Annotated in this window: 16 protein-coding genes and 1 pseudogene; 8 read left to right on the top strand and 9 right to left on the bottom strand. The window is 70.1% G+C overall.

Translation table 11 applies throughout. From position 1 onward, the window contains the following. The first annotated feature begins 17 nt into the window (after window positions 1-17). Together ABGB08_RS00835 and ppk2 are read left to right on the top strand one after the other, a co-directional pair. Window positions 18-1,481 (top strand): aldehyde dehydrogenase family protein, encoded by a 1,464-nt coding sequence (locus ABGB08_RS00835; protein ID WP_347584517.1) that lies wholly within the window; start codon window positions 18-20, stop codon window positions 1,479-1,481. A 36-nt stretch (window positions 1,482-1,517) separates the two neighbouring features. Further along, a complete protein-coding gene (gene ppk2 / locus ABGB08_RS00830; RefSeq protein WP_155356981.1) occupies window positions 1,518-2,438 on the top strand; it encodes a polyphosphate kinase 2 in 921 nt (306 codons plus the stop codon). 42 nt (window positions 2,439-2,480) lie between these two features. On the opposite strand, the gene ABGB08_RS00825 is transcribed toward ppk2, so the two are convergent. Beyond that, the gene (locus ABGB08_RS00825; RefSeq protein WP_347584504.1) at window positions 2,481-3,374 is read right to left on the bottom strand and encodes a hypothetical protein; all 894 of its coding nucleotides are present in this window, start codon (window positions 3,372-3,374) and stop codon (window positions 2,481-2,483) included. Between the two features lie 51 nt (window positions 3,375-3,425). After that, the gene (locus ABGB08_RS00820; protein WP_218041281.1) at window positions 3,426-4,475 is read right to left on the bottom strand and encodes a peptidase; all 1,050 of its coding nucleotides are present in this window, start codon (window positions 4,473-4,475) and stop codon (window positions 3,426-3,428) included. A 219-nt stretch (window positions 4,476-4,694) separates the two neighbouring features. Between ABGB08_RS00820 and dxr the strand changes: the two genes are divergently transcribed. Then, window positions 4,695-5,867 carry a 1-deoxy-D-xylulose-5-phosphate reductoisomerase gene (gene dxr, locus ABGB08_RS00815; protein WP_347584498.1) on the top strand — a complete coding sequence of 391 codons (1,173 nt, stop codon included), beginning with the start codon at window positions 4,695-4,697 and terminating at the stop codon, window positions 5,865-5,867. Window positions 5,868-5,973: 106 nt separating this feature from the next. Beyond that, window positions 5,974-7,140 (top strand): flavodoxin-dependent (E)-4-hydroxy-3-methylbut-2-enyl-diphosphate synthase, encoded by a 1,167-nt coding sequence (gene ispG / locus ABGB08_RS00810; protein WP_347584496.1) that lies wholly within the window; start codon window positions 5,974-5,976, stop codon window positions 7,138-7,140. Here ispG and ABGB08_RS00805 read toward each other — a convergent pair. Both ABGB08_RS00805 and ABGB08_RS00800 read right to left on the bottom strand, forming a co-directional pair. Continuing rightward, on the bottom strand, window positions 7,133-7,822 hold the full coding sequence (locus tag ABGB08_RS00805; RefSeq protein ID WP_347584494.1) for a hypothetical protein: 690 nt from the start codon (window positions 7,820-7,822) through the stop codon (window positions 7,133-7,135). The two genes, ispG and ABGB08_RS00805, sit on opposite strands and share 8 nt — an antisense overlap. Window positions 7,823-7,901: 79 nt before the next feature. Next, window positions 7,902-9,059 (bottom strand): lytic polysaccharide monooxygenase, encoded by a 1,158-nt coding sequence (locus ABGB08_RS00800; protein ID WP_347584492.1) that lies wholly within the window; start codon window positions 9,057-9,059, stop codon window positions 7,902-7,904. Between the two features lie 437 nt (window positions 9,060-9,496). Between ABGB08_RS00800 and ABGB08_RS00795 the strand changes: the two genes are divergently transcribed. The 4 genes from ABGB08_RS00795 (at window position 9,497) to ABGB08_RS00780 (ending at window position 13,161) form a co-directional block, all read left to right on the top strand. After that, the gene (locus ABGB08_RS00795) at window positions 9,497-11,086 is read left to right on the top strand and encodes an alpha/beta hydrolase (RefSeq protein ID WP_347584490.1); all 1,590 of its coding nucleotides are present in this window, start codon (window positions 9,497-9,499) and stop codon (window positions 11,084-11,086) included. Between the two features lie 39 nt (window positions 11,087-11,125). After that, entirely contained in the window at window positions 11,126-11,968 is an 843-nt protein-coding gene (locus tag ABGB08_RS00790) for a GNAT family N-acetyltransferase (RefSeq protein ID WP_155357055.1), read from the top strand. 240 nt (window positions 11,969-12,208) lie between these two features. After that, a complete protein-coding gene (locus ABGB08_RS00785; RefSeq protein ID WP_347584488.1) occupies window positions 12,209-12,859 on the top strand; it encodes a hypothetical protein in 651 nt (216 codons plus the stop codon). After that, a complete protein-coding gene (locus ABGB08_RS00780) occupies window positions 12,856-13,161 on the top strand; it encodes a transcriptional regulator (protein WP_347584486.1) in 306 nt (101 codons plus the stop codon). The genes ABGB08_RS00785 and ABGB08_RS00780 overlap by 4 nt, the downstream gene beginning before the upstream one ends. On the opposite strand, the gene ABGB08_RS00775 is transcribed toward ABGB08_RS00780, so the two are convergent. From ABGB08_RS00775 to ABGB08_RS00755, 5 genes and pseudogenes are all read right to left on the bottom strand, one after another. Beyond that, the gene (locus tag ABGB08_RS00775; RefSeq protein ID WP_347584484.1) at window positions 13,158-13,556 is read right to left on the bottom strand and encodes a PIN domain-containing protein; all 399 of its coding nucleotides are present in this window, start codon (window positions 13,554-13,556) and stop codon (window positions 13,158-13,160) included. The two genes, ABGB08_RS00780 and ABGB08_RS00775, sit on opposite strands and share 4 nt — an antisense overlap. Continuing rightward, window positions 13,541-13,798, bottom strand: a complete 258-nt coding sequence (locus ABGB08_RS00770) for a type II toxin-antitoxin system prevent-host-death family antitoxin (protein WP_155356988.1) — start codon at window positions 13,796-13,798, stop codon at window positions 13,541-13,543. Before ABGB08_RS00770 ends, ABGB08_RS00775 begins: the two co-directional genes overlap by 16 nt. Window positions 13,799-13,837: 39 nt before the next feature. Beyond that, window positions 13,838-15,163 carry an alkyl sulfatase dimerization domain-containing protein gene (locus tag ABGB08_RS00765; protein ID WP_347584481.1) on the bottom strand — a complete coding sequence of 442 codons (1,326 nt, stop codon included), beginning with the start codon at window positions 15,161-15,163 and terminating at the stop codon, window positions 13,838-13,840. Window positions 15,164-15,445: 282 nt separating this feature from the next. After that, window positions 15,446-15,661, bottom strand: coding sequence for a helix-turn-helix transcriptional regulator (locus tag ABGB08_RS00760; protein ID WP_281356342.1), 216 nt, complete (start codon window positions 15,659-15,661; stop codon window positions 15,446-15,448). A 1,983-nt stretch (window positions 15,662-17,644) separates the two neighbouring features. Further along, window positions 17,645-18,064: pseudogene (locus ABGB08_RS00755) on the bottom strand (ATP-binding protein); the annotation flags it as partial. Between the last annotated feature and the right edge of the window lie 175 nt (window positions 18,065-18,239).

The raw sequence follows: 18,239 nt of genomic DNA, 5'->3' as shown, positions 1-18,239 counted from the left end.
GGGCATAGCGTGAATGTATGACTATCTCGACGGGAGCTTCGGGAACCCCGGGAAATCCCCTTCGCCCCTTCTGGCTGGCCGGCCGTCCCGCGACCGGCGAGACCGAACTGATCGTCACCAACTCGCATGACGGGCGGGTGGTGGGGGTGCATGCCGTACCCACGCCGGATCAGGTGGAGGAGGCAGTGGCCGCGGCGCATGCGGTGCGCAAGCAGGCGGCGGCGCTGCCGCTGCACGTGCGGGCCGAGGCGCTGGCGCACGTGTCGCGGCGGATCGCGGAGCGGGCCGACGAGATCGCCCGCGTGATCAGCGGCGAGAACGGCAAGCCGATCTTCTGGGCGCGCGGCGAGGTCGGCCGGGCCGTGGCCACGTTCCGGTTCGCCGCCGAGGAGACCCGCAGGTTCAGCGGGGACGTGCAGCGGCTCGACACCGAACCGGCCGCGCAGGGGCGCCTGGCCTATGTCACGCGCGTGCCATACGGCCCGGTGCTGGCGATCACGCCGTTCAACTTCCCGCTCAACCTGGTCGCGCACAAGGTCGCCCCGGCCATCGCGGTCGGCGCGCCGGTCATCGTGAAGCCCGCGCCCGCGACCCCGCTCTCGGCCCTGCTGCTGGGCGAGATCCTGGCCGAGACCGACCTGCCGGAGGGCATGTTCTCGATCCTGCCGGTGCCCAACGACCGCGCCGGGTCGCTGGTGGAGGACCCGCGCCTGCCCGTCGTCTCGTTCACCGGCTCCGGGCCGGTCGGCTACGCGATCATCGACCGGGTGCCGCGCAAGCACGTCACGCTCGAACTCGGCGGCAACGCGGCCGCGGTCGTGCTGGCCGACGCCGACCTGAACTGGGCGGCCGGGCGGGTCGCGCTGTTCTCCAACTACCAGGCCGGGCAGAGCTGCATCGCCGTGCAGCGCGTGATCGTCGAGGACGCGGTCGCCGACGCGTTCACCGACAAGCTGGTCGCCGCCGTCGGCGGGCTGGTCACCGGCGACCCCGAGGACGAGAAGACCCAGGTGGGGCCGCTGGTCTCGGTGCAGGCCGCCGAGCGGGTGGAAGCCTGGGTGGCCGAGGCCGTGGACGCCGGCGCCAAGGTGCTCGCGGGCGGCACCAGGGACGGCGCCACCGTCGCCCCCACCGTGCTGGCCGACGTGCCGGCCGGCGCCAAGGTCATCGCCGAGGAGGTCTTCGGCCCGGTCCTGGTGATCCAACGGGTGTCCGGCGTGGACGAGGCCTTCGCCACCGTCAACGACTCCCGCTACGGCCTGCAGGCCGGGGTGTTCACCCGCAGCCTCGACACCGCCTTCCGGGCCAACCGGGAGCTGGAGGTGGGCGGGGTGATCATCGGCGACGTGCCGTCGTACCGGGCCGACCAGATGCCGTACGGCGGGGTGAAGGAATCCGGCGTCGGGCGCGAGGGTCTGCGCTCGGCCATGGCTGATTTGACTTATGAAAAGGTCATGGTCATCACAGGACTATCCCTCTGATCCGAGATGTTTACCGGGATGTGCAATCCTGGTCACATGACCCCGAAACAGGACGATGTGGTAGATCTGCTCGTCCACACGCCTGGGCTCTGGGTCGACGACGACGATGACGACGACCCGGTTCTGGTCCGGGCGGACGGGCGACCGGTCGACACCTGGCGCGAGCATTACCCGTACGACGAGCGCATGGACCGCCCCCGGTACGAGCGCGACAAACGCCTGCTCCAGATCGAGCTGCTGAAGCTCCAGTACTGGATCAAGCGCTCCGGGGCGCGGGTCGTGATCCTCTTCGAGGGGCGGGACGCGGCCGGCAAAGGCGGCACCATCAAACGGTTCATGGAGCACCTCAACCCGCGTGGCGCCACCGTGGTCGCGCTGGAGAAGCCCAGCGAGCGCGAGAGCACCCAGTGGTACTTCCAGCGCTACACCGCCCACCTCCCGGCCGCCGGGGAGATCGTGCTCTTCGACCGCTCCTGGTACAACCGGGCCGGAGTCGAGCGGGTGATGGGCTTCTGCACCCAGGCCGAGTACGAGGAGTTCATGTTCCAGGCGCCGCTGTTCGAGCGCATGCTGGTCAGGGACGGCGTCTCACTGATCAAGTTCTGGTTCTCGGTGTCCCGCTCCGAGCAGCGCACCCGCTTCATCATCCGGCAGGTCGATCCGGTCCGCCGCTGGAAACTCTCCCCGATGGACATCGCCTCCCTGGACCGCTGGGACGACTACACCGCGGCCAAGGAGGACGTCTTCCTCAACACCAGCACGGACATCGCGCCGTGGACGGTGATCAAGAGCAACGACAAGAAGCGCGCCAGGCTTGAGGCGATGCGCCACGTGCTGTCGCTGTTCGACTATGACGACAAGGACAAGCAGGTCGTCGGCACGCCGGATCCGCAGATCGTCCGCACCGCCGCCGAGAGCATGGAAGAGGACCACAGCGGCCACGCCTACGAGCTGTAGCTGTGTTTATGGCCGCGCCTCCGGCACGGCGGGTCCCGAGCCCTATGCGCGTTCCGCCGTCTGGTGCAGGGTCTTGATGGCGCTGCCGAAATACGGGCCGTACATGGTGCCCCGGTCGTTGCTGTACTTGAAGCTGCTCACCGAGGTCACCGTGCCCTTCCCGGTGGCCTGGTCGAAACCGGACAGCCACGGGCCGCCGCTGGCCCCCGCCGTGAGGTCGCAGCGCAGCCCTTGGTCGTAGGTCTGCTCGTTCGGGTCGGGTTTGGTGCCGCCCGCGCAGTACATCAGGCTCTCCCCGTTGTACGGCGGATCGGCCGGGAACCCGAAGCCGTAGGCGTGCCTGCCGCGCGGCGCGTTGAACCCGATCTCCTGGGCGCCCACCACGTCCGCCAGGTGCTTTCCGCCCCGGGGCGCCACCGCCACCATGCCGACGTCGTAGCTGTCGTCGGCGCTGCGCGACCAGGGCCCGGCCACGAACATCCGCCGCGCCGGAAACGACCCGTAGGGCTCCCGCCCGGCGTCGTACCCCGGGACGAACATCCAGTTCGCCGCCCACGACCCGGTGCCGTCCTTGACGCAATGTCCGGCGGTGACCACCAGGTCCTTGTTCGCCCCCCGCACCGACCCGGCCGAGCAGACGAAGTCCACGCCGTCCATGGTCAGGAACACCCGTCCCGTGGTCCTGGCCACCGCGCCCCCGGCGCTCCACCGCGCCCCGCTGGTGGCCGCCCCGCCCCGCTGGTGTCGCGCGGCAGGGGCCACCTGGCTGAGCACCGGCAGCAGGTCGATCGGCAGCGCGGCGGCCATGCGCTCCGCGGTCCAGTAGCGGACGGGAGCCACGGCCGCCGTGTGCTCGATCACGTCGGGCAGCTTGGCCGGTCCGGACGGCCCGAACAGGGCGAGCGTAACGGCAAGCAGGGGGATGCTCGGGGTCATGGCATCCGAGTTTGGACCACGAAACGTGTTCCAGTGGCTACTTTAGGTAAATCATGTGAGAGAGGTGCGCTGCGCGGCGTTGTAGAGAGCCTGCGCCTCGCCCCCGAAGTAGGGCCCGAACATCCAGTAGTTCGCGAAGTTGTACTTGAAGCTGTTCACCGAGTTGAGCAGCCCGAGCCCGGTGCTCTCATTGAAGTTGATGAGCCAGGGCCCGCCGCTGGACCCGCCGGTCATGTCACAGTTGAGCCCGACATCTTCCGACATCAGGAAGTCGTCGAAGGCCCGCCCGCTGCAGTAGATCAGCCTCGACCCGTTGTACGGCGAAGCCGCCGGATACCCGAAGGCGTACATCTGCCGGCCCCGGCTCTGGTTGAACGCGATGCCCTGCCCGCCGACCGCCTCGGTGAGCAGCCGCCCGTCGAGGGGGGCGACCACGGCGGCGCCCAGGTCGAAGTTCATGTCCTCGCGGGAGTTCCACTGCGGGGTGGTGAGCAGGCTGGTGGCCACCCAGGTGCCGTGCGGGCGGTTGCCCTGGTCGTAGCCGGGCACGAAGACCCAGTTGCTGTGGAATGAGCCGCCGATCTTCACGCAGTGCCCGGCGGTGATCACCACGCTCCGGTTGGCGCTGGTCACGGCGTTGCCGGAGCAGGAGGCGTTGCGGCCGGCGCTGGATCCCGAGGTGACGGTGAAGAAGATCCGGCCGACCGTGTCGGTGATCGCGCCCTCCGAGGTCCACGGCTCGCCGGTGCTGCGCGGCGAGGCCGCGGCGGCCTCCGCCGTGAGGGTCATCGTGGGCTTGACGCTGAGGGGCTTGCCGTCGGGCACGTCTAACTGGGCGGAGCTGACGAACCGGCGGGCGGATTCGGCGGGCGCGTCCAGCGGCTTGGCCGCCGCCATCCGCGCCGCGGTCCAGTAGGAGGCCACCGAGCGCTGCTCCGTCTTGGTGTCGGCGGCGTCGTAGGTGATCGGCTTGGGCGCGGCCGTCGCGCTGTGGGCGGGGGCGGCGGGCAGCAGTGCAACGGCGAGGGCGGGCGAAAAGAGGGCGGGCAGGGTGAGAAGAGGAGCCAGGCGGGCGAAGTGGCGACGCGCCGAGCGGTGCATTGCGTACCTCCGTGATGGATGTCCTGACGCGCGAAATTAGCGAGGGCTGTACCGCTATTTCTCTTCGTATGCAGATACGGATATGGCGGGACTCGGACACAGAAGTACTGATTTCTCATAGACCTCAGTGCTTATGGCCGATCCTCCGGATCGGCGGGCTTGGCCGCTCTGGGAGCCCAGCCGTGTTGGGGCTCCGGGTGCGTGCACGAGAATGGGCGGATGGATTCCGAAACGCCGCGGTCGGTCGTCCTGCTCGGCTCGACCGGCTCGATCGGCACTCAGGCGCTCGATGTCATCGCCCGCAACCGGTTCGAGGTGGCCGCGCTGGCCGCCGGGGGCGGGCGGGTGGATCTGCTGGCCCGGCAGGCGGCCGAGTTCAGGGTCGCGGCGGTGGCGGTGGCCGATCCGCGTGCCGTACCGGCACTGAAACGGGCGCTGGCCGCGCGCGGGGCAGATCCGGTCGTGCTGGCCGGGCCAGAAGGGGTCGCCGAGGTGGCCGCGTGGCCGTGCGACATCGTGCTCAACGGGATCACCGGGGCGCTCGGGCTGACCTCCACGCTGGCGGCGCTGGAGGCCGGGCGGGTGCTGGCGCTGGCCAACAAGGAATCGCTGATCATCGGAGGCCCGCTGGTCAAGCGGCTGGCCAAGCCCGGCCAGCTGCTCCCGGTGGACTCCGAGCACTCCGCGCTGGCCCAGTGCCTGTGGGCGTCCGGTCCGTCCGGAACCGATCTCCGGGTGGTGCGGCGGCTGGTGGTGACCGCCAGCGGCGGCCCGTTCCGCGGGCGGACCCGGGCGGACCTGGAGGGCGTCACCCCGGAGATGGCGCTGAACCACCCCACCTGGTCGATGGGGCCGGTGATCACCATCAATTCGGCCACCTTGGTCAACAAGGGCCTGGAGGTGATCGAGTCGCACCTGCTGTTCGACATCCCGTTCGACCGCATCGAGGTGGTCGTGCACCCGCAGTCGATGATCCACTCCATGGTCGAGTTCGTGGACGGCTCCACCGTCGCCCAGGCCAGCCCACCCGACATGCGCCTGCCGATCGCCCTGGCTCTGGGCCATCCCGACCGGCTCCCTGAGGTGTCCGCGCCGGTCGACTGGACCCGGGCGCACACCTGGACCTTCGAACCCCTCGACGACCGGGCCTTCCCCTCCGTGGCGCTGGCCCGCTACGTCGGCGAGCAGGGCGGCACGGCCCCCGCCGTCTACAACGCCGCCAACGAGGTCTGCGTGGACGCCTTCCTCAAGGGCGCCCTGCCGTTCCTCGGCATCGTGGACACGGTCGCCCGGGTGGTCGGCGAGCACATCCCCGGTCAGGCGGAATCGCTGGAGGAGGTGCTCGGCGCGGACGAGTGGGCGCGCGCCCGGGCCAGGGAACTCACCGCGTAACGTCACATGAAGCTGGAGTGACTGGTGGGCGCATGGGTTGGCGTGTTCCTGGCACTGCCTAGACTTGGGCTGTCGGGGAACGTGGCCATGAGCGCAAGGTGCAGAAATGTCTGTTGATCTCGGGATTCCGTCAATACCGATGAAGCCGATCGCCACGCGGCGGGTGTCGCGGAAGATCCACGTCGGCTCGGTGCCGGTGGGTGGGGACGCCCCGGTTTCCGTGCAGTCCATGACCACCACGCTGACCTCGGACGTGAACGCGACCCTGCAGCAGATCGCGGAGCTCACGGCGTCCGGTTGCCAGATCGTCCGGGTCGCGGTGCCGTCCCAGGACGACGCGGACGCGCTGCCCATGATCGCCAGGAAGTCGCAGATCCCGGTGATCGCGGACATCCACTTCCAGCCCAAGTACGTCTTCGCCGCCATCGAGGCGGGGTGCGCGGCCGTCCGGGTCAATCCTGGAAATATCAAGAAATTCGATGACAAGGTGGGCGAGATCGCGCGGGCGGCCAAGGATCACGGCGTGCCGATCCGGATCGGTGTCAACGCGGGTTCGCTCGACCCCCGGCTGCTGCAGAAGTACGGCAAGGCCACCCCGGAGGCGCTGGTCGAGTCGGCGCTGTGGGAGTGCTCCCTGTTCGAGGAGCACGATTTCCGGGATATCAAGATCTCGGTCAAGCACAACGACCCGGTGGTCATGATCAAGGCGTACCGGCTGCTGGCCGAGCAGTGCGACTACCCGCTGCACCTGGGCGTGACCGAGGCGGGTCCGGCCTTCCAGGGGACGATCAAGTCCGCGGTGGCCTTCGGCTCGCTGCTCGCCGACGGCATCGGGGACACCATCCGGGTCTCGCTGTCCGCGCCGCCGGTCGAGGAGATCAAGGTCGGCATCCAGATCCTGGAGTCGCTCAACCTGCGTAAACGCGGCCTGGAGATCGTCTCCTGCCCGTCCTGCGGGCGCGCCCAGGTGGACGTCTACACGCTGGCCGAGCAGGTGCACGCCGGTCTCGACGGCCTCAAGGTCCCCCTCCGGGTCGCCGTCATGGGCTGCGTGGTGAACGGCCCCGGCGAAGCCCGCGAGGCCGACCTGGGCGTGGCCTCCGGCAACGGCAAGGGCCAGATCTTCGTCAAGGGCCAGGTCATCAAGACCGTCCCGGAATCCCAGATCGTCGAAACCCTGATCGAAGAGGCGCTCCGCCTCGCCGAGGAGATGGGCGTTGACGTGGACCTGGACGATGACGACGATCCCGGTCCCCAGGTCGTGGTCAGCTGATCGCGACCGGCGGCGGGTTCTGCCCGTTCTCGAAGCGTTCGCGGGCCTTTTCCAGGGTGTCCGGGTCGAAGTAGTTGCTGAAGGCGGATTCCAGGAAATAGGGCGGGATCAGCTCGCGGACGTGCTCGGGGTAGCCCTCGCCGGACAGGGGGACCTCGATGACGGGCTCCTTCTTGTCGAGGGTGACCGCGAGCGGTCCGGCGACCCGGATCGACTTGGCCCAGGGGTCGCCGAATTCGTCGACCGCGCACATGTGCTGGGCGTAGACGGTCTTCACTTCCTCGCGCGTGGTGGCGGTGACCGGTTCGACGCCGAAGGGATCGACCGCGCAGACGACGCGGAGCTCCTGCTTCTCGTATTCGTCGCCGAAGTCGTGGCCGTGGGCATGGTGCTGGGCGGGGGAGGACTTCTCCAGGATCGTGGTCACCTCGATGGCGAGCTGCGCTCGCAACGCGTCCGAGAGGGTGTACACGGGGGAGGGCCGCTGTTGCGGCAGGCCGTCGGCCGAGCGGCCGCCCGGGCCGGAGGAGGAGCTCACGCCGCGGAGGAACAGGGCGACCATCACCAGGACCAGGAGCGTGGCTCCGATCGTCCACAGCACGCGCTCGCGGGACGCGCTCGGCGCGCGGTCCTCTTCTGAGCGGTCTTCGCTGACCTGCTCGGATGCCGGGGTGTCGAGCATCGGGTTCTCCTGACCTGGGCGGCGGGATGTCAGCCGGAAGGGGCCCGGCGCGGCGCGCCGGGCCCCAGGACGTATCCGGTTACGGGCTGGTGCAGGTCAGCGTCGGAACCGGGCTGGGCGCGTTACCCGCGCCGTTGAAGCCGAACGAGGTCGTCGAGTTGGGCCCCACATTGCCGTTGTAGCTGGCGTTGCGGACCCCGACATTGGGCGGGTTCGAGATCACCGTGCCGTTCCATGGCGCGCCCTCGAACGTCTGGCCGCCGCTGAAGGTCCAGCGCACGGTCCACCCGTTGAGCGGGGTCGTCGCGCTGTTGTTGCGGACGGTCACCGTGCCCTGGAAGTGGCCCGGCCAGTTGATCGCGTTGTTGGCGTAGGTCGCGGTGCACGCGCCGTTGCCCGGGGACGGGCTGCCCGGCGAGGGGCTACCGGGGGACGGGCTGCCTGGCGAGGGGCTGCCCGGGTTGGACGGCGAGCTCTGGTTCGGGCCGACGCCGGTGACCTGGCCGGTGCCGCCGTCGAAGACGACGTCAGAGCAGCTGAAGAAGTTCTCCGCGCTGTCCGAGCGCACCCACTGGATGTAGATGATGTGCCGGCCGCTCTTGCCCGAGGGCAGCTGCTGGTTCCAGAAGTAGTAGTTCAGGGCGCCGGGGCCGCCGTTCTGCGGCGGGTTGGTGACGCTGCCGAACGACTCCAGGTCGGACCAGGCCAGCGGCCCGTTCGCGTTCCAGCCGTTCCGGGTGATGTACAGGTGGAAGGTGCCCGGGTGGGCCGCCCAGTTGCTGTACCGGAACTGGTAGCTGGCGCCCGAGGTCAGGTGCGTCGTCGGCCAGTCGGTCCTGGCGGCGTTGTAGCCGGAGAAGTTGTACGGGCCACCGGTGCCGCCGCTGCAGATCTGACCGTCCGGAATGAAGCCGGTGGTCCGGCCGGCCGCGTCGGAGCGGAGCACGGCGAACCAGTTGTACAGCGGCGTGGTGCCGTTGGCGGCGATGGCGGAGGCGCATGCCGGGTTGTACGCCTGGATCTGCCCGTTCTCACGGAGCCCGTCCTGCCAGCACAGGAACGTACGAGCGCCGGGGAACATGCTGACGCCGTGCGCTGTCGCCTGGGTGGGGGTGACCACGAGGCCAGTCCCGAGCGCCAGGAGCAGTGCGGCGGCCCAAACGGTCAGACGTCTCCTGATTCTCTTTCCTTGATCCAGCGTGGCTCGCAGAGCCACGTTGCCTGTCGAGTTCACCATGAGTTCCCTTCCGGCCAGCCCGGGAATAGCGGGGATGGCCGTAGTCCAGCCTGAGAAAGCGGGCGTCTGGCTTCGCTGCGGGCCCCGGCCGCGACGCCGACTCCCCTGCAGTGCCTTGATGGTGCGGGTGATTTTCTGGGGCGTACAGGACGGCGCTCTGCGGGCCGCCTAAACCGGACACGCGAGGACCGGCGGGGGCGTGGCGCGGCCCCCGGATCACGTGCGCAGACACCCCCGCGAAGATCGCCCCCAACGGGAATATTGGCTGGTGAACCCGTTGAAACATTCATCACTTAGGGAATCTCGGACACGGTGAATGTGATTACACAGAGCAACATTGTGACTACACAGTGATAGCGATCAGTGGGTGCGTATGGTAGCCGAGCCGTTACGGAGGGGAAGCTGGTCTGTACCGTCTGAGCAGAGGAGTAGTTGGCGTGAGGCGAGTCGTCGGGGCGGTATCGGGGGTTGCGGTGCTCTGCACCGGACTGGTCGGGGGCCTTGGGCCCGGGGGCGCGTCGGCCCGCCCGCAGTCGATCGCCTGGGTGGCCTGCGGGGGCGCCAGCCGGGCTGAATGCGGTTCGGTCCGCGTGCCGCTCGACCCCGCGGAGCCGTACGGGCAGCAGATCACGATCGCGGTGAACCGGATCAAGGGGTCGGCGCCCAGGGACGGCAACCATCTGGGGGTCCTGCTGGTGAACCCGGGCGGGCCCGGCGCGTCCGGAACCGCCCTGGCGGCGTATGTCGCCACCAAGCTGCCGAAGGACCTGGCCGCCCGCTACGACGTGATCGGCTTCGACCCGCGCGGGGTCGGGGCCAGCAAGCCCGCGCTCAGCTGCGTGGACATCAAGCGTTACTACGCGGCGCCGCGCGCCGACAGCGTGCCGCAGAGCCACGCGGAGGAGAGCGTGCTGCTCGGGCGCGCCGAGGAGTTCGCCACGGGCTGCGCCAACCGGTGGTCCTGGTTCCTGCCGTATCTCAACACCGAGAACACCGCTCGCGACCTGGACGTGATCCGCCAGGCCCTGGGCGAGGAGAAGATCAGCTACCTGGGCTACTCGTATGGCACCTATCTCGGCGCGGTCTACGCCACCCTGTTCCCGCAGCGCGTGCGGCGCATGGTGCTGGACAGCGTGGTGGACCCGGAGGAGGTCTGGTATCAGGCGAACGTCGCCCAGAACTATGCCTTCGACCGGCGGCACCGCGACTTCCTGTCCTGGGTGGCCGCCAACGATTCCGTCTACCGGATCGGCAACACCCTCAAGGCCGCCGAGTTCGCCTGGTATGCGATGCGCCAGCGGCTGCGGAGCCGCCCGGCCGGGGGGATCGTCGGTCCCAGCGAGCTCGACGACATCTTCATGGTGGGCGGCTACACCAACCTCGTCTGGCCGCAGCTGGGCCGGCTCTTCTCCGAATACGTCCGCTCCGGTGACACGACCGGCCTGGTCGAGGCCTACCACAAGCACGCGGAGAACGACGCCGCCGACGAGAACGGCTACGCGGTGTATCTGGGCGTGCAGTGCCGGGACGCGGTCTGGCCCAAAACCTGGGCCCAATGGCATGCCGACGCCGCCCGGGTGCACGCCAAGGCGCCCTTCATGGCCTGGCCCAACACCGTCTACAACGCGCCCTGCGTGTTCTGGCCCGAGCGGGGCGTGAAACCGGTCAAGGTCGGGACGAAGGATCTGCCGCCGGTGCTGCTCGTCCAGGCGGAGCGGGACGCGGCCACGCCGTACGAGGGGGCGCTGAGCATGCGGGCGGCGTTCCCGACCGCGCGGCTGGTGACCGAACCCGGGGGCAACCACGGGGTCGCGCTCAGCGGCAACGCCTGTGTCGACCGGCAGGTCCTCACCTATCTCCGGGAAGGGGTGCTGGCGCCGCAGCGGAAGGCCGGTCGAGCGGCCGATCTGACCTGCCCGACGCTGCCGGCGCCCCGGCCGCTGACCCCGATGATGGCGGCGGCGTCGAGCGGGAGGGGGTCACTGGCGAGCATCCTCTTGGGGGATATCTCCCAGATTCCGGGGTGACTACCAAAATCGAGGTCGTCGCGTAGGCTTGGGCCCGTGATGCTGCGCACTTCGGCGTCGCGCGTGCTGGACGACAACGATCGAGATGAGGTGCTGGGGCTCCTCGATTCCGATCCGGTCGCCAACGTCTTCGTCGCCTCACGGGTCAGAGCCGTCGGTCTCAACCCCGCCCGGCTCGGCGGTCAGATGTGGGGATTCGGCCCGCGTGGCGGGCTGACCTCCCTGTGTTACGCCGGGGCCAACCTGGTCCCGGTCAACGCCGGCCGCGAGGCCGTGCACGCCTTCGCTGACCGCGCCCGCAAGCAGGGCCGCCGCTGCTCCTCCATCGTCGGCCCGTCGGCCGCGGTGGAGCTGCTCTGGGAGCGCCTGGAACCCCACTGGGGCCGGGCCAGAGCCATCCGCTGGGCCCAGCCCGTGATGGCCACCTCCTCGGCCCCCCTGGTCACCGCCGACCCCGAGGTCCGCCGCGTCCGCCCCGAGGAGTTCGGCACCCTGCTCCCCGCCTGCGTCGCTATGTTCACCGAGGAGGTCGGCGTCTCCCCCGACAACGGCGACGGCGGCGCCCTCTACCGCTCCCGCGTCGCCGAACTCATCAGAATCGGCCGCTCCTACGCCCACATCGAGGACGGCCAGGTCATCTTCAAAGCCGAGATCGGCGCCGTGACCCCCCAGGCCTGCCAGATCCAGGGCGTCTGGGTCGACCCCCTCTACCGGGGCCGCGGCCACGCCGCCACCGGCATGGCCACCGTCGTCGAACAGGCACTCAAATACTTCGCCCCGATCGTCACCCTCTACGTCAACGACTACAACCTCCCGGCCCGCGCCGCCTACAAGAAGGTCGGCTTCCGCGAGGTGGACACCTTCACCTCGGTCCTGTTCTGACCGTTCTAGGGCCTGTGCGGAGTTCAGGGCGTCCCGGCCGTCCCCGGACCCGCCGCCCGGGAACTCGCCGTCGCTCGCCCAGGAGCAGGTGAGGCCCGATCAAGGACCAAACACGGACGACGTAACGGACTCTTTGCATGGTTAAATCGAGATCCACATCTCATTTCGACCACGTTCTTGCCTCAATGATGTTTGTGATGCAAACATGTTTGCATCACAAACATTGAAGGAGGTCCGGACATGGCCAACGACCCGGCTGGTGAGGCCAGCCAGCTACTCGGTGACGCGCACGCCCTGCGAAACCGCGCCCGCGCGGACCGGCACGCCTTCCGGTTCCCGCTCCTGTACTTCGGGACCTTCACCCTGGCCACCGCTCCGCTCTACGTCTTCCTCGACTACGCCCGGTTCCTCCCGGGCGGATGGATCGACCTGGTCTGGCTGGCCGGACTGATCATCGGCGCGGTGCTGACCATCTGGTGGTATCGCCGCCACGGCGACCGCTCCGGAATCCAGACGTCGGCCAGGAAATCCGTACTCGTCTGGACCGGCGCGGGAGCGGCCCCGCTCTTGTGGATTCTCGTGGTCCCGGTGTTCTTCTTCCTCTGGCCGTTCTTCGTGCGCGGCAACTTCGGCCTGCTGGCCATAGCCCTCGGCCTGATCGCGCTGGCCCGCGCCGAACGCAGCCGCCGGTTGTGGATCACCACAGGGCTGTACACGGCGGCGGCGATCCCCGCCGTCGTCTACAACATGGAGAACCAGTACTACCGCCTGTTCCACCTGTTCGGCGTCTCCGCCGAGGACATGCCCTACAGTCTCATCCAGGGCAGCCCCGTCCTGCTCCCCGCCCTGATTCTCCTCATCGGCGGACTGACGACCCGTAGGACCGCATGACCCACCCAACGGGACAGCTGAACGACACCGTCCACCAGCGCCACCGGCTCGGCATCCTCACCATCGCCAGCGAGGCGTCCCGGGTCGAGTTCACCTACCTGTGTGAAGCGCTCGAACTGACCAGGGGGAACCTCAACCGGCATCTCGCCGTGCTGGCGGAGGCCGGGCTGGTCACCCTGGAGAAGGGGTACGACGGCACCCGGCCGAAGACGTGGATCGTGATCACCAAGCCGGGGCGTACCGCGCTGGCGGCCGAGATCGACGCGCTTGAGCAGCTGATTCGCCGCCATCGGGGCGACTAGGGCTCCACGGCGATAACACCCGGCAGATCTCCGAATCGGGCCTTTGAATCACGACTCATCACCATGCGCCCGGATTGCAGAGCATGCGCCGCGATGATCAGGTCACGGGCGCCTCGCGGCGTGCCCGACCGGCGCACGTGCGCGAGCAAGCTCGCGTGCATGGCCGCGGTCGTCTCGGTGTAGTCGAGGACGTCCACCACCGAGGTGATCGCCGCCAGGGCCCGGGACCGGTCGGCGGTTCGCTGAGGCGTGTCAGCGAGTTCGATCCCGACCCGGTATTCGGCGATCGACACTGCGGCCACCGCGAGCTCGTCGGAATCCAGCGCGGCTCGGTCGATCGTGCCGCGTTCGTACGCGATCAGGACATTGGTGTCCAGGATCAGGCGCCGGCCCACGGGTCCGCCTCCTCGGTGACGACCAGCTCCAGCGCCGCCGCGATGTCCTCGGTGAAACGCTCGTCAGGCGGCGGAATGTCGGCCAGGGCCGCACGCAGATCCGCGCCTGTGCGCCGGCTGGCCGGGCGGATCTCCGCGACCGGGTGATGGCCCCGGGTGATCGTGACGGTCTCCCCGCGCTCGATCGCGTCCAGCAAGTCGGAGAAGTTGCGGGATGCCTCGGTGGCGGTCATCGTACGCATGACCCAAGTCTATCTGATAATCAGATTCCCCTGGTGAGATCAGTTTCGGTCGGCGGTGCCGGCGGGGATCCACCACATGCGGCCGTCGGTCACCTCGTGGTAGACGTCGAGGAGGTCGCTGCCGGTGACCTTGCTGCGGGATTCGGCGGCGGCCCAGGCGTAGACGCCGCGGGCCATCGCGCCGGGCTCCTCCTGGACGCGGAGGGCGTAGACGCGGGCCCGGATTTCGTGGATCTTGTGGTCGTCCGGCTCGGCCTGGACCGCCAGTTCGGCGAGCTGGCAGGCGAGCCGGAGATCACCCTCCGCCGCCGCGACCACCGCCCGCCCGGCCACCGTGCCCGCGCCCGCCGACAGTTCGGCGATGGCGCGGGCGAAAACCGCGTCTGGCGCGGGTTTCAGGTTGGCCGGGTTGCCATCGTGCCAGCCCCCGTGAAGCCGCCAGATGTTACGCACGATGAACTCGGGCTCGTCGTAGTACGGCTGCAGGTACGGCCGCTGCGACAGCTCCAGGGGTGGTTTGACGGTGTGCAGGATCTCGTCGAGGCGAGCGCCCGCGTTCATCAGGTCGAGGGTCTGCTCGACCAGGCTGTCCAGGTAGTCGGCCGTGTCGACCAGGGCGCGGCGGACCCGGATGGAGCCGGAGATGGGCAGCCCGTGGCCGGGCAGCAGCAGCTCCGCGTCCAGGGTCGCCATCGTGCGCAGCGCCACCGCCCACTCGTCGGGGTACCGCTGCACCCGCTGCGGGTTACCGGCGCTGGGCGTCACCCAGACGAACAGGTCGCCGGTCAGCAGGATGCCGTGCTCGGGAACGAACGCCCAGGTGGCGTCATCGGTCTCGCCGCGCGCGTGGCGCAGCTCGAAGGTGACGTCGCCGAGCGAGAGGGTCAGCCGCTCCTGGTAGGTCAGGTCCGGTACGCGATGAGTGGCCGGCCAGTGCATCTGGGCGAACCCGAACTGCCGCTGATTGATCACCGAGTTGTACCCGGCGGTCCTGGCATATCGGGCGAACCTGTTCGCCACCCCCTCGTGTGCGACGACGACTGGCCGGGAGCCCTCCTCCTCGTCGAAACACTCCATTCCCCCCACGTGGTCGAAGTGTCCGTGCGAGAAAATCGCGTACCGGACCGGCTCGGCCGACCAGGAACGCACGGCCCGGTGCATGGCCGGGGCGTCCATCGCGTTACCTGTGTCGAAAAGTGCTAGACCGGCTTCCCCCCGGATGGCGTACACGTTGCCGAACGCGGGCCACATGGCCACACCTTCGGCGACCTCCTGGGCGCCACTGGCGCGTAACTCGGCGAGCGGCACTTCGTAGGCCTGCACCGAGCCCCGCCACACCTTGTCCGCATATTCCAGGATCCCCATGCGAGAATCCTGTCGCCCGGCTGCCCGCCAGGCCCAGTAGGGAGATCCCTAAAGCTCGGCCGCGCCTGTGTCTGGACTGAGGAACGCAGGTCGCGGAGCGGCCGGAGTGACGAGGGAAGACGCAGGCTGAGGGCGGCCGAGCCCGCCGTGCCGGAGGCGCGGCAATGAAGACAGTCGCGCCTGTGTCTGGACTGAGGAACGCAGGTCGCGGAGCGGCCGGAGTGACGAGGGAAGACGCAGGCTGAGGGCGGCCGAGCTCGCCGTGCCGGAGGCGCGGCCATGTCACAGCTCGCCTCGCTCCACCGCTAAGGCCAGTTCTACCCGGGATTTGAAGCCGGTTTTGGCGTAGACCCGGGTCAGGTAGACCTCGACGGTTTTGCGGCTGTAGTGCAGCTCGTCGGCGATCTGGGGGTTGCTCAGGCCGCCCGCCACCAGCTCGATCACCCGCCGTTCGGTCGGAGTCAGCGCTCCGGCGGGAGCCAGGCCCGCGCCGCGCATCAGGCGGGCGGCGCGGTCCCGCCACGGGATCGCGCCGAGCGCGTTGAAGGCGGTGTGCGCGCGGGTCAGCTGGGCGTGGTCGCCGATCGTGCCCAGCACGAGCCGGGCTCTGGCCTCCTCGAACGGCAGCCCGTCGGCTCTGGCCCGCTCCAGCGCGACTCCGGCCCTGTCGGTGTCCTCGAAGGCCCAGCCCATGGCCAGGTCGGCGGCCATCCTGGCCCGGGGCGTGCCGTTGGCGCTCTCCTCGTCCAGCCGGGCCGCGGCCCGCCGCCCGCCCTCACGATCCCCGGCGGCGGCGTGGATCAGCACCCGCACCGCCAGCGCGCGGTGGGCCACGTCGGCGATCCCCTCCGCCAGCGCCCGGTCCGCCCAGTCGCGGGCCGCGACCAGGTCCCCCAGGCCGAGCGCCAGCCGGGCGCGCATGGTGTGCCGCAGCCCGGCATGGGTCGCGCACACCGGCGGCGGATCGTCCAGGACGATCGCGGCCTCCTCGTATCGCCCCTGGTCGAGCAGGATGTCCAGCTCGATGTTGCGCAGCAGGCCGTGGTTCTCCAGCAGCCCGGTCTCCGCGAGCGGGCCCGCGCCGGCCTGGATGTCGGTGAGCGCGCGGTCCCACTCCCCGGCCAGCCGCCGGATCAACGCCTGCACCCGGACGTTCTGCCCGGCGATGTCGTGCCAGCCCAGGCCGCGGTGGATCTGCTCGGCCTGCTCCAGCAGGGCGGTCGAGCGGGCCCGCAGCCCGGCGGTGCTCGTCACGTGGGCGGCCGATTCCAGCGCCGCCAGCCGGGCCCCCGGCGGGAGCGCGGCGGCGAAACCGAGCAACTCGTCGACGGCGCGCTGCGCTTCGGGCCAGTCGCCGTCCAGCAGGGCGCGCAGGGCCAGGCAGCCCGCGGTGATGATCCGGTCCTCCGGCGGGCAGCTCGCCAGGCCGTCCCAGGCCTGCTTGACGTGGTCGCCGAGCGGGCGGCCGAGTTCGGCCAGCAGCAGGGCGCGCTGGGCGAGCAGCGCGGTCGGGTCGTCGGCGCGCGGGACCTGCTGGGCCGCGATGGTCAGGGCCACGTCGTACCAGCCCATCGCGTGCGCCGCCCCCACGACCGTGTAGGAGGTCCTGGTGCGCCGCCGCCCCGCGGGCAGCAGCGCCAGCGCCCGCTGCCCGGAGTTGAGCGCCAGCGCCGGGCGGGAGCCCTTCCAGTAGGACATCGACTGGCGGGCCAGCAGGTCGCCGCGCTGGCCCGCGTCGTCGGCGACTTCGGCGGCCCGGCCGTACCAGTGCGCGGCCGACAGCGGCGCGGTCCAGCGGGTCAGGTCGGCGGCGCGCAGCATCGCGGCCAGCGCGGCGGCGGGCGGGCCGCCCTCGGCCAGGTGGGTGGCCCACTCCAGCACCCGGCGGGCGCCGGTCAGGCCCTGGCGGTGCAGCAGTTCGGCGATGCGCGCGTGCAGGCGGCGGCGCTCGCCCGCGTTCAGGTCGTCGTAGAGCGCCTCGGCGACCAGCGGGTGGGCGAAGCCGTACCCGTCGCCGGTGTAGACGAGCACGCCGTCGCGGACCAGGCCGACCAGGGCGCGTTCCCCCGCCCGGGCGTCCAGACCGGCCAGCTCGGCCACGGCTTCGAGGGTGCCGGGCGTGTCGATCGCGGTGGTGTCGCGGGTACGGCCCAGCGTGGCCAGCACCCGGGCCAGGTCGCGGCCAGGCCGGTCGCGCTGGAAGACCCGGGACAGGATCGCGCCGCGCCGGGCGTCCGGGTCGGGGGAGCGGACCGCGCCGCCCTGCACCAGGGCCAGCACCGACTCCCGGACGAACCAGGGGTTGCCGCCGCTCTCGTTGTGCACCCGGTCGATCATGTTGTCGCTGGGCGTGCGGTCCAGGAGGCTGGTGATCAGCGCGCTGACCTCCTGGCGGGTGAGCGGCTCCAGCCGTACGGTCTGGTCCACGTCGAGGGCCGGGACGTGCCGGGCCGTACACAGGATGGCCAGGCTGGGGGCGCTGCGGGGCAGGGCCGCGAGCAGGCGCAGGGTGTCGGCGTCGGCGTGGTGGATGTCGTCGATGGCCAGCAGGGTGCGGCCCGGCAGCGACTCCAGCAGCTGGGCGGCCAGGACGGCGGGGGCGGCCACCGGGTGGCCGGGGGTCTGGTTGGCGGGGTGGCCGAGCGCGGCGCGGTCGATCGCGTCGTAGAGCTCCCACAGGCCGGGCTGGGAACGTTTGTCGCGGCCCAGCGACTCGATCGCGTCCACCAGCGGCGCGTACGCGAGACCTTCGTCCAGCTCACGGGCGCGGCCGCGCAGCACGCGGAAACCCGTCGCCCTGGCGGTCAGCTCGCCGAGCAGATGGGTCTTGCCGAGGCCGGCAGCACCGACGATGAGGACGGTCTTCGGCGTGTCGCGGAGGGCGGACTCCAGCTCGCCGACGAGCCGGGCACGACTGGTGACCCTGTCGACCTGACGTCACCCCCTTTCACGTGTGTCACAGAAGTGACGCCGTGATCCGGTTGAACGTTCACCCAGCGGGCGTAGGAATCGTAAATGGCCGGAGCGGCGGTGACCAGGGTCTCAAACGAAGAGCTCCCGGGGTCTCCGGGAGCTC

Source organism: Acrocarpospora sp. B8E8 (genome assembly GCF_039871605.1).
GTDB lineage: Bacteria > Actinomycetota > Actinomycetes > Streptosporangiales > Streptosporangiaceae > Acrocarpospora > Acrocarpospora macrocephala.
The sequence above is the reverse complement of the archived record's forward strand: the minus strand, read 5'-3'. Positions and strand labels throughout refer to the sequence as shown.